We start from the raw sequence: 9,585 nt of genomic DNA, 5'->3' as shown, positions 1-9,585 counted from the left end.
AATGGATTCTGCGATGCCCAGCGCCAGCCCTCTCGATCCCGTCGACTCCCCTGCCGAGGCCGTCAGCCTGCGTCGGTTGCCGTTCGCCTATGCCAAGCGCCACGGCGTGCTGGTCCAGGTCGGGGTGGATGGGGCGCGGCTGGTGTACCGACCGGGCACGGCCTTGGCGGCGGTGGGGGAGGCGTTGCGTTTCGTCGGGCGGCCCCTGGCGTTCCAGGAGCTGGACGCGGCGACATTCGATGCCGCGCTGAGCCTGGCCTACCAGCATGATTCCTCGGCCGCCATGCAGATGGTGGAGGGCCTGGGCGATGAGCTCGACCTCGCCAGCCTGGCCGAACGGGTGCCGGAAACCGAAGACCTGATGGAGCAGGAGGACGATGCGCCGATCATCCGCCTGATCAACGCCATCCTCGGCGAGGCCATCAAGGAGAACGCTTCCGACATCCATGTCGAGACCTTCGAGAAGCGCCTCGTGGTGCGCTTCCGCATCGACGGCATCCTCCGCGAGATGGTGCAGCCCCGGCGTGAGCTGGCGGCGCTGCTGGTGTCGCGGATCAAGGTCATGGCCAAGCTGGATATCGCCGAGAAGCGTGTGCCCCAGGACGGCCGAATCTCCCTGCGCGTGGCCGGGCGTGAAGTGGACATCCGCGTCTCCACGCTGCCGTCGGCCAACGGCGAGCGCGTGGTATTGCGCCTGCTGGACAAGCAGGCCGGGCGCCTGACCCTGCAGCATCTGGGCATGAGTGCGCGCGACCGCTCGCAGATGGAGGAGACCGTGCGCAAGCCCCACGGCATCCTGCTGGTCACCGGCCCCACCGGCTCGGGCAAGACCACCACCCTCTACGCCAGCCTGGTGACGCTGAACAACGGCACCCGCAACATCCTCACGGTGGAAGACCCCATCGAATACAACCTCGAAGGCATCGGCCAGACCCAGGTCAACGCCAAGGTCGACATGACCTTCGCCCGGGGCTTGCGCGCCATCCTGCGCCAGGACCCGGACGTGGTGATGGTCGGTGAGATCCGCGACCGCGAGACCGCCGAGATCGCCGTGCAGGCCTCCCTCACCGGTCACCTGGTGCTGTCCACCCTGCACACCAACAGTGCCATCGGCGCCATCACCCGCCTGGTGGACATGGGCGTCGAGCCCTTCCTGCTGTCGTCCTCCCTGCTCGGCGTGCTCGCCCAGCGCCTGGTGCGCGTGCTCTGTTCCCACTGCAAGGAGCCCTACCAGGCGGACGCCGCCGAGTGCGGCGTGCTGGGGCTCGACCCGGCGCAGCCGCCGACGCTCCACCGCGCGCGTGGCTGCGCCGAATGCAACCAGTCCGGCTACCGCAGCCGCACCGGCATCTACGAACTGGTGGTCTTCGACGACCACATGCGCACCCTGGTCCACAACGGCGCCTCCGAACAGGAGATGACCCGCCACGCCCGCACCAGCGGCCCCAGCATCCGCGATGACGGCCGGCGCAAGATCCTCGAAGGCGTGACCACGGTGGAAGAAGTGCTGCGCGTGACCCGGGAAGAATAAATGGCTGCCTTCGAATACATCGCCCTGGACAGCCGGGGCCAGCAGAAGAAGGGCGTGATGGAGGGCGACAGCGCCCGCCAGGTGCGCCAGCTGCTGCGCGACCGCCAGCTCGCCCCGCTGGATGTGAAACCCACCCGCACCCGCCAGGAATCGGTGGGCAGCCGTTGGAGTTTCCAGCGCGGGCTCTCGGCCATGGAACTGGCCCTGCTCACCCGGCAGATGGCCACCCTGGTGCAGGCCGCCATGCCCATCGAGGAGGCGCTCGGTGCCGTCGCCGCGCAGAGCGAGAGCGGCCGGGTCAAGGCCATGATGCTGGCGGTGCGTTCCAAGGTGCTCGAAGGCCACAGCCTGGCCGGTGCCCTCAAGGAATTCCCCAGTGCCTTCCCCGACCTGTACCGCGCCACGGTCGCGGCGGGGGAGCACGCCGGCCACCTCGGCCCGGTGCTGGAGCAGTTGGCCGACTACACCGAGCAACGCCAGCAATCGCGGCAGAAGGTCCAGCTCGCGCTGCTCTACCCGGTGATCCTGATGTGCGCTTCCCTCGGCATCGTCGGCTTCCTGCTGGGCTACGTGGTGCCCGACGTGGTCAAGGTCTTCGTCAACACCGGGCAGGAGCTGCCGGCCCTGACCCGTGGCCTGATCGCCGCCAGCGAGGTGGTCAAGCACTGGGGCTGGCTGATCCTGCTGCTGGCGGTGGCCGGCATCAGCGCGCTCAAGGCGTCGCTGCGCAGGGACGCTGCGCGCCTGCGCTTCCACGTCATCCTGCTGCGCATCCCGCTGGTGGGGCGCCTGGTGCGCGCCACCGACACCGCGCGCTTCGCCTCCACCCTGGCCATCCTCACCAAGAGCGGCGTGCCGCTGGTGGAGGCGCTGAGCATCGCCGCCCAGGTGGTGGCCAACCGCGCCATCCGCGCCAAGGTGGAAGTGGCGGCGCAGAAGGTGCGCGAAGGCAGCAGCCTGACCCGCGCCCTGGAGCAGACCGGCGAGTTCCCCGCGATGATGCTGCACATGATCGCCAGCGGCGAGAAGTCCGGCGAGCTGGACCAGATGATGGCCCGCACCGCGCGCAACCAGGAGAACGACCTGGCCGCCCGCATCGCCATGCTGGTGGGGCTGTTCGAGCCCTTCATGCTGGTGTTCATGGGCGCGGTGGTGCTGGTCATCGTCCTCGCCATCCTCCTGCCCATCCTTTCCCTCAACCAGCTCGTGGGGTAACCGCGTGAAAACAGGCCGTACGCAAGCAGGCTTCACCCTCATCGAAATCATGGTGGTGGTGGTCATCCTCGGCATCCTCGCCGCCCTGGTGGTGCCCCAGGTGATGAACCGCCCGGACCAGGCCAAGGTCACCGTCGCCAAGGGCGACATCAAGGCCATCGGCGCCGCGCTGGACATGTACAAGCTCGACAATTTCGCCTACCCCAGCACCCAGCAGGGCCTGGAGGCGTTGGTGAAGAAGCCCAGCGGCAACCCGCAGCCGAAGAACTGGAACAAGGACGGCTACCTCAAGCGCCTGCCGGTCGATGCCTGGGGCAACCCCTACCAGTACCTGGCCCCCGGCACCAAGGGCGCCTACGACCTTTACTCCTTCGGCGCCGACGGCAAGGAAGGCGGCACCGACGCCGATGCCGACATCGGTAACTGGGACAACTGATGGAGCGCGGGCGCGGCTTCACCCTGATCGAGCTGCTGGTGGTCCTGGTGATCATCGGCTGCCTGGTCAGCGTGGCCGTGCTCGCCAACGGCAATGCCAGCAGCGGCCGCGAGCTGCGCGACGAGGCCGAGCGCCTGGCGGCGACCATCGCCATCCTCGCCGACGAAGCGGTGCTGGACGGCCGCGAATACGGCCTGCTGGTGACCGCCGAAAGCTACCGGGTGCTGGCCTACGACAACGCCTCCGGTACCTGGGCCGATGACGCCACCCGCCCGGAACGCCGTCCCGCCGCCTGGATGCGCCTGAGCCTGGAGCTGGAAGGGGAGGCCCTCAAGCTGCCCGAGCCCAAGGTGAAGGAAGAAAGCCGCCCCGGCCTGGCCAAGGACGAGCCGGAGCAGGATGCGCGTAAGGAAAAGCCCGTGCCCCAGGTGCTGATCCTCTCCAGCGGCGAGCTCACGCCCTTCAGCCTGCGCCTGGAAGAACGCCGCGCCGACGGCAACGCCTACGCCCTGGCCAGCGACGGCTACCAGTTGCCCAGCGCCGAGCAGGCCAGGGAGCGATGAGCATGCGCCGCGCCCGTGGCTTCACCCTGCTGGAGGTGCTGGTGGCCCTGGCCATCTTCGCCACGGTCGCCGCCTCGGTGCTGACCGCCGCCAGCCGCAGCCTGATCGTCGCTGGGCAGCTGGAAGACAAGACCCTGGCCGGCTGGATCGCCGACAACCGCGTCACCGAACTGCAGATCCGCCAGCCCACCCCGGCGGAAGGCCGCGAGGACAAGGTGCTGGAGTACGGCGGCCGCCAGTGGGAGACCCACAGCGAGATCGAAGCCACCAGCGACAAGGGCCTGCGCCGCGTCACCGTCTGGGTGGCGCCCAAGCCCGAGCGCGGCGCCAGCGCGCCGATCAAGGAGCGCTCGGTGTTCAGCATCACCGGCTTCCTGGCGGTGCGTGGATGAACCGGCAGCGCGGCTTCACCCTGCTGGAGGTGATGATCGCCATCGGCATCTTCGCCCTGCTCGGCCTCGGCACCTACCGCATGCTGGCAACGGTGATGAAGGCCGACGAGGTGACCCGCGAGCATGAGAAATCCCTGCGCGAACTGGGCCGTGCCTTCGCCTCCATCGACCGTGACCTAGGCCAGGCACTGCCGCGCGTGGTGCGCGACGCCTACGGCGACGAACGCGGTGCCCTGGTGGGCGAGCTGGGTGCCACCGACGGCACCGCCGCCCTCGAATTCAGCCGCGCCGGCTGGCGCAACCCGCTGGGCAGCACCCGCTCCCAGTTGCAGCGGGTGCGCTGGCGCCTGGCCGGCTCGACCCTGGAGCGCGTGTACTGGTCCGTGCTCGACCAGGCGGTGGACAGCCCGCCCCGGGTGCAGAAGGTGCTCGAAGGCGTCAGCTCGGTGGAGTTGCGCTACCTCGACGACAAGGGCCAGTGGCAGGAACAGTGGCCGCCGAGCCTGGGCGACTCCGACCCGGCCAAGGCCCGTGGGCGCCTGCCGGTGGCGGTCGAGCTCAAGCTGGAGCACCGCCACTACGGCGGGCTGACCCGGCTCTACCGGCTGCCGGAGATGGGCATCGAAGAACAGCCCAGCGAAGGCGGCGCCACGCCCGACGACGACAGGAAGCCGACCCCCGAGCCCAAGCCGGATGCCGGCAAGGAGAAGGGCACATGACCCGCCAGCGGGGCGTCGCCCTGGTCACCGTGCTGCTGGTGGTCTCCATCGTCACCGTCATCTGCGCGGGGCTCATCCTCCGCCAGCAGCTGTCGATCCGTGGCGCCGCCAACCGCATCGCCATCCAGCAGGCCTGGCACTACGCCCTGGGCGGCGAGGCCCTGGGCCAGTCGGTGCTGCTGCGTGACCTGAAGAAGCCGGGCAGCGACCCGCGCGCACCCATCGACCACCCCCTGGAAGACTGGGCCCGGCCGCTGCCGGTATTCCCCATCGACCAGGGCGAGATCGGCGTGCACATCGAAGACCTGGCCGGGCGCTTCAACCTCAACAGCCTGGTGCAGGGCGACAAGGTGGACAAGCTCTCCGTCGAGCGCTTCAACCGCCTGCTGCTGCGCCTGAAGATCGAAAAGCCCTACGCCGACCGCCTGGTGGACTGGCTGGACAAGGACCAGGAGCCCAGCGGCGAATACGGCGCCGAGGACAACCAGTACCTGCTGGCCCAACCCCCCTATCGCACCGCCGGCCGCGAGCTGCAGGACGTCTCCGAACTGCGCCTGCTGCTGGACATGAGCGAGGAGGATTACCGCCTGCTCGCCCCCTGGGTCTCCACGCTGCCGGCCAGGGTGCCGCTCAACGTCAACACCGCCAGCCCCCTGGTGCTCTCCTGCCTCGCCGACAACCTCGACCCGGCCGCCGCCCAGTCGCTGCTCAGCGGCCGTGGGCGCGAAGGCTTCAAGGACATCCGCAGCTTCCTCGACCAGCCGGCCATGGCCGGCACCGGCGTGCGCGCGGCGGGGCTGGGGGTGGGCAGCGCCTATTTCCAGGTGCGCAGCGAAGTGCGCCTGGGGGAGCGCAAGGTGGTGTTGCTCAGCACCCTGCAGCGCGACCCGAAGGGCGTGGTCCGCGTGCTCAAGCGTGATCTCGGGCAGCCGGGCTACCTGGCCCAGGCGCCCCTCGAACCACAGGAAGAATGATCATGGATTGCCTGTTCATCCCGCCCTCCGGCGGGGCGGTCCTCGGCCCCGCGTGCCAGGTGCACTGGCAGGAGGCGACCGGAGAAGGCCACAGCCTGCCGCTGGCCGAATGCGCCGCGCTGCTGCAGGGGCGGCCGGTGGCGCTGGTGCTGCCCATGGAGGCGGCCAGTGCCTTCGTGGTGGGCCTGCCGACGCAGAAGGCGCGGCTGATGCACCAGGCGCTGCCCTATGCGGTGGAGGAAATGCTCGCCGAGGATGTCGAGCTGTTCCACCTGGCCCTGGGTGCCCAGTTGGCCGATGGCCGCTACCCGGTGCTGGTGCTGCGCCGTGCCCAGTTGGCCGCCTGGCTGGAGGAGCTGGAAGACTTCGGCGTGAAGGTCGCCGCCATCCATATGGACGCGGACCTGCTGCCCCGCGACGGCGAACAGCTGCTGGTGATCGGCGAGCGCGCCTTGCTGGGCGGCGCCTGCGAGACGCGCCTGGCCTTCCCCTTCGCGCACTGGCCGGCCCTCGGCGCCCTGTGCGCGGCGGATACCCAGCCACGTGAAGAGGCCGAGCCCTACCGCCTGCTGGCGGCCGGTCGCGGCGGCGCCATCGATCTCGCCCAGGGCGAGTTCGCGCCGCGCAGCGAGAACCGCGCCTGGACGGTGTGGCGCCCGTTCGCGGCCCTGGCCGGTGTCGCCGTGGTGCTGTTGCTCGCCTTCAACCTGGTGCAGGCCTGGTTGCTGGAGCGCAGTGGCGATGCCTATTTGGAATCCAGCCACGCGCTCTATCGCCAGCTGTTCCCCGAGGACAAGCGCATCGTCAACCTCAAGGCCCAGTTCGCCGAACACCTGAGCCAGGGCACCCGCGCGCAGGGCGGCTTCATCAGCCTGCTGGACCAGGCTTCCAGCGCCATCGCCGAGGCCCGGTCGGCGCTGACGGTGACCAACGTCGACTACAGCCAGACCCGGGGCGACCTGGCGCTGCAGGTCCGCGCCAAGGATTTCGCCGACCTGGAGAAGCTGCGCAAGCGCCTGGTCAAGGCTGGCCTCAGCGTGCAGCTGGGTTCGGCCAGCCGTGAGGAAGGGGGCGTGACCGCCCGCGTGGTACTGGGAGGTGGCGCATGAACGCCCTGACGGACATCCGCACGCGCCTGCGCGAAGGGCTGGAGCAATCCCCCCTGTGGCAGCGCTGGCAGCACCTGCCGCCGCGTGATCGCCTGGCCCTGCAACTGCTGGGTGGTTTCCTCGCCCTGGCGCTGTTCTACCTGGCGGTCTGGTCGCCGGTGGCCGCCCGGGTCGAGCGCGCCCGTACTTACCAGCAACAGCAGCAGGCGCTGTTCACCTACATCCAGGCCAACGCCGGGCAGGCCCGCCGCCAGGCCGCCAGCGCCCAGGTGGAGCTCGCCCCCGACCAGCTGCAGGGCCTGGTCACCAGCACCGCGCAGAAGCAGGGGCTGACCCTGGAACGCTTCGACAACGAAGGCAACGGCGGCCTGCTGGTCACCCTGACCCAGGCATCGTTCGAATCGATGCTGAAGTGGCTGGCCGAGCTGGACAAACGCGGCGTGACCCTCACCGAAGCCAGCCTCGACAAGGTGGCCACCGGCAAGGTGGATGCGCGGCTCACGCTGATGGTGGCGGGGCAGGGGGGCTGACGGTGGCGGCCGGGCGGGGGCCTAGCGACGCGACTCCCGCCGGGCGGCCAGGTGCGCTGCGGCCACTAGGTCGCAGGCGTCGGTCAGCAGCACGTGGGCGGCGTGGACCATGCCCACCAAATCTAGATCCAGATCATCAGCCTGCCGTGGTGACAGGCTCGCCAAGCCCCGCATCAAGCCTCGAGCAGCGCTCAGGCGCATCTCGGCGCAATCTTGCAGTTCGATGTAGGGCTGACTGCCATCGAGCAGCAGCACCGGTGTGTTGCCGGCATTGGCGGTCAGGGGGACGAGTGCGGGGGTGGTGGAGGGGAGATCGGTGTGCATGGTGACGCTCCTATATCGGGTCGGAGCTGCCACTCCCTGCGGCCAAACAGAAAGGGTGGCAGCTGTACGCGGGTTGGCCGACCGGGGGATATAGGACCCGGCACACCCGAAGGTGTCCCGCGCACAACTGCCATGACGCGGCGTTGCAGTGGTGAGAGCCCCTGCAATGCGCGTTCTGGCGCTGGTGCGCCTATATCCAATCGACCGGCCAAGGTCGGCCACGGGATTGACCGTGACGGGCCGGACTATAGGTGGGGTTGGTGGGCCTGGCAACGGGTTCTGCCGAGAGCATGTAGTACAGCGCTATGCCTTGATGGGTATGGCCATACTTGTCTATCAGCGTAATGCGCTGCGTACGTATGTCGTATCCCAGATCTCTCAGCTCTTTAATTCGAGCGGCGGGCATCAAGATGTTTAAATCGCTCCTGGCGGTGAGAGTATCCACAGGGCCTTGCTGGAGTCGATTCAGTAAACGCGTCTGTTGAGCTTGGCTATAGACGAGTGATGCAGTTTTTTCTTGATTCTTGCGTGCCATGTTGTTGCCTCTCTCTGTGGTATTGAGAACATGGGCGCAGTTTGTGGGTATAAGGCAGGTTGGTCAGGGACAGATAAGTCGACTTATTCGTCCCTATTCTCCCGGTAGCTTTTTTGGCTGTATCGCGAATCGTCCCAGTATCGAGCAGCTTCTCGCTTGAGGTTTCCCTCAGGGTCTTTCCGCCAGCTGGCTGGTACCAGATCTGCACGTCTGACTGTTGCCTCGAAGCATGCTACCTCCCAAGACAGTTGGGGTGTTTCTCTGTAGATTCTGCAGGCGAGAGCGTAAAGGTCTTCTATGTCTGAATTGTGCTTTCTTCTTTTACCTTTAGTTCTCTTGGGTAGATTGCCAGCAGCAAAGCTTTCGGAGAAAAAACGTTGAAAGCTGGGAACTTGAAAAGCCTCGCTACGTATCTCTCTTACATCTTCGAAGGTTAACTCACCTTTTATGATTGATTCTTCGGCGCTCTCTGCGAATTTGTGGTTAAGCCAGTGATAAAAGAGATGAAGAATTTTCAGGGATGCTTGGGTGTCGAGCTTTAGTGTGGTTGCCCAAAACGAAGGGGACATGGTTTGTATCTGTAGCTTGAAACCGGGGAATTCTTTGGGTTCATACTTCAATTCATACTTGGGTTTACCTGCATCGTCGGCAGTTAAGAAAAGAAAGCCATCTTCTTCAACGCTTATTTCTAAAACATCTATTGGTGTCTGTAAGCGCTCTGCAATACCGCCGGTAATCTGGTCTGCCAAGGTATTCGGCATTCCGAAAAAGTATCGGTGGCCAAGGATTCGCAGCGTGAAGCCTCTATTGCTCATCAGTCGGGCCTCCGATACAGGACAATTAGTGGGTAATTTCTGTGACTTAGAAGGTCTTGCCGTCAGCGGCAGTTGTAAGCTTCTGGTTTACAACTGCCTCTTCAGCCAGCTCCCCATCAGTAATGATGGATTGGACGTGCTTGCCGATGTTCTGCTTGCTGGTTTGATACAGCTCGGCCATTTCCAGTTGTGTGAGCCAGACCTGGCCATCCCGTTCGCGCAGTGTGAGTTGTGCCAGACCATCGTCCGTGCTGTAGAGAATCAGGTCGCTACTTGCCATGTTCAGCTGTTTACCTTCGAGAGGGCGCGGTGGGTTGTCAGGCTGTCGTACTGCCGTTGCCGCGTAGCTGAGCATTCATAGCCGTTGAGGATCTTCCTGTCACCCCACTCGATGTTGCGCACACAACGGCTGTGACGCGGTTACGGATTGCCCCGGGCGCTG

General features: G+C 66.3%; 13 protein-coding genes. 9 read left to right on the top strand and 4 right to left on the bottom strand.

Annotated features, from left to right (window positions below; all coding sequences use genetic code 11):
* The first annotated feature begins 13 nt into the window (after positions 1-13).
* From gspE to ACYJSS_RS26285, 9 genes are read left to right on the top strand one after another with little or no spacing between them, the layout of a single operon-like run.
* On the top strand, positions 14-1,531 hold the full coding sequence (gene gspE, locus ACYJSS_RS26325) for a type II secretion system ATPase GspE (RefSeq protein ID WP_111261376.1): 1,518 nt from the start codon (positions 14-16) through the stop codon (positions 1,529-1,531).
* Entirely contained in the window at positions 1,532-2,746 is a 1,215-nt protein-coding gene (xcpS, locus tag ACYJSS_RS26320; RefSeq protein ID WP_111261375.1) for a GspF family T2SS innner membrane protein variant XcpS, read from the top strand.
* A gap of 4 nt (positions 2,747-2,750) precedes the next feature.
* Positions 2,751-3,182, top strand: a complete 432-nt coding sequence (gene gspG, locus ACYJSS_RS26315; RefSeq protein ID WP_275672243.1) for a type II secretion system major pseudopilin GspG — start codon at positions 2,751-2,753, stop codon at positions 3,180-3,182.
* Positions 3,179-3,745, top strand: coding sequence for a type II secretion system minor pseudopilin GspH (gene gspH / locus ACYJSS_RS26310; RefSeq protein ID WP_275672244.1), 567 nt, complete (start codon positions 3,179-3,181; stop codon positions 3,743-3,745). The genes gspG and gspH overlap by 4 nt, the downstream gene beginning before the upstream one ends.
* A gap of 2 nt (positions 3,746-3,747) precedes the next feature.
* Entirely contained in the window at positions 3,748-4,137 is a 390-nt protein-coding gene (gspI, locus tag ACYJSS_RS26305) for a type II secretion system minor pseudopilin GspI (protein ID WP_236205922.1), read from the top strand.
* Positions 4,134-4,856 (top strand): type II secretion system minor pseudopilin GspJ, encoded by a 723-nt coding sequence (gspJ, locus tag ACYJSS_RS26300; protein WP_236205921.1) that lies wholly within the window; start codon positions 4,134-4,136, stop codon positions 4,854-4,856. Before gspI ends, gspJ begins: the two co-directional genes overlap by 4 nt.
* The gene (gene gspK / locus ACYJSS_RS26295; RefSeq protein WP_236205920.1) at positions 4,853-5,830 is read left to right on the top strand and encodes a type II secretion system minor pseudopilin GspK; all 978 of its coding nucleotides are present in this window, start codon (positions 4,853-4,855) and stop codon (positions 5,828-5,830) included. The genes gspJ and gspK overlap by 4 nt, the downstream gene beginning before the upstream one ends.
* 2 nt (positions 5,831-5,832) lie before the next feature.
* Entirely contained in the window at positions 5,833-6,939 is a 1,107-nt protein-coding gene (gene gspL / locus ACYJSS_RS26290) for a type II secretion system protein GspL (protein ID WP_236205919.1), read from the top strand.
* Complete coding sequence (locus ACYJSS_RS26285; protein ID WP_236205918.1) at positions 6,936-7,469, top strand: type II secretion system protein M; 534 nt, start codon at positions 6,936-6,938, stop codon at positions 7,467-7,469. Before gspL ends, ACYJSS_RS26285 begins: the two co-directional genes overlap by 4 nt.
* A gap of 21 nt (positions 7,470-7,490) precedes the next feature.
* On the opposite strand, the gene ACYJSS_RS26280 is transcribed toward ACYJSS_RS26285, so the two are convergent.
* From ACYJSS_RS26280 to ACYJSS_RS26265, 4 genes are all read right to left on the bottom strand, one after another.
* On the bottom strand, positions 7,491-7,793 hold the full coding sequence (locus tag ACYJSS_RS26280) for a hypothetical protein (RefSeq protein WP_236205917.1): 303 nt from the start codon (positions 7,791-7,793) through the stop codon (positions 7,491-7,493).
* A 190-nt stretch (positions 7,794-7,983) separates the two neighbouring features.
* A complete protein-coding gene (locus ACYJSS_RS26275) occupies positions 7,984-8,328 on the bottom strand; it encodes a helix-turn-helix domain-containing protein (protein ID WP_236205916.1) in 345 nt (114 codons plus the stop codon).
* An 83-nt stretch (positions 8,329-8,411) separates the two neighbouring features.
* Positions 8,412-9,143, bottom strand: coding sequence for a hypothetical protein (locus ACYJSS_RS26270; protein WP_236205915.1), 732 nt, complete (start codon positions 9,141-9,143; stop codon positions 8,412-8,414).
* A 46-nt stretch (positions 9,144-9,189) separates the two neighbouring features.
* A complete protein-coding gene (locus tag ACYJSS_RS26265; protein ID WP_236205914.1) occupies positions 9,190-9,498 on the bottom strand; it encodes a hypothetical protein in 309 nt (102 codons plus the stop codon).
* Between the last annotated feature and the right edge of the window lie 87 nt (positions 9,499-9,585).

The organism is Pseudomonas sp. No.21 (assembly GCF_054558415.1).
The sequence above is the reverse complement of the archived record's forward strand: the minus strand, read 5'-3'. Positions and strand labels throughout refer to the sequence as shown.

Bases quoted from the DNA above. Each gene is read 5' to 3' on its own strand.
- ACYJSS_RS26280 (WP_236205917.1), bottom strand. From the start codon at position 7,793: ATGCACACCGATCTCCCCTCCACCACCCCCGCACTCGTCCCCCTGACC.
- ACYJSS_RS26270 (WP_236205915.1), bottom strand. From the start codon at position 9,143: ATGAGCAATAGAGGCTTCACGCTGCGAATCCTTGGCCACCGATACTTT.
- ACYJSS_RS26265 (WP_236205914.1), bottom strand. From the start codon at position 9,498: ATGCTCAGCTACGCGGCAACGGCAGTACGACAGCCTGACAACCCACCG.
- gspJ (WP_236205921.1), top strand. From the start codon at position 4,134: ATGAACCGGCAGCGCGGCTTCACCCTGCTGGAGGTGATGATCGCCATC.
- ACYJSS_RS26275 (WP_236205916.1), bottom strand. From the start codon at position 8,328: ATGGCACGCAAGAATCAAGAAAAAACTGCATCACTCGTCTATAGCCAA.
- ACYJSS_RS26285 (WP_236205918.1), top strand. From the start codon at position 6,936: ATGAACGCCCTGACGGACATCCGCACGCGCCTGCGCGAAGGGCTGGAG.
- gspE (WP_111261376.1), top strand. From the start codon at position 14: ATGCCCAGCGCCAGCCCTCTCGATCCCGTCGACTCCCCTGCCGAGGCC.
- gspK (WP_236205920.1), top strand. From the start codon at position 4,853: ATGACCCGCCAGCGGGGCGTCGCCCTGGTCACCGTGCTGCTGGTGGTC.
- xcpS (WP_111261375.1), top strand. From the start codon at position 1,532: ATGGCTGCCTTCGAATACATCGCCCTGGACAGCCGGGGCCAGCAGAAG.
- gspL (WP_236205919.1), top strand. From the start codon at position 5,833: ATGGATTGCCTGTTCATCCCGCCCTCCGGCGGGGCGGTCCTCGGCCCC.
- gspI (WP_236205922.1), top strand. From the start codon at position 3,748: ATGCGCCGCGCCCGTGGCTTCACCCTGCTGGAGGTGCTGGTGGCCCTG.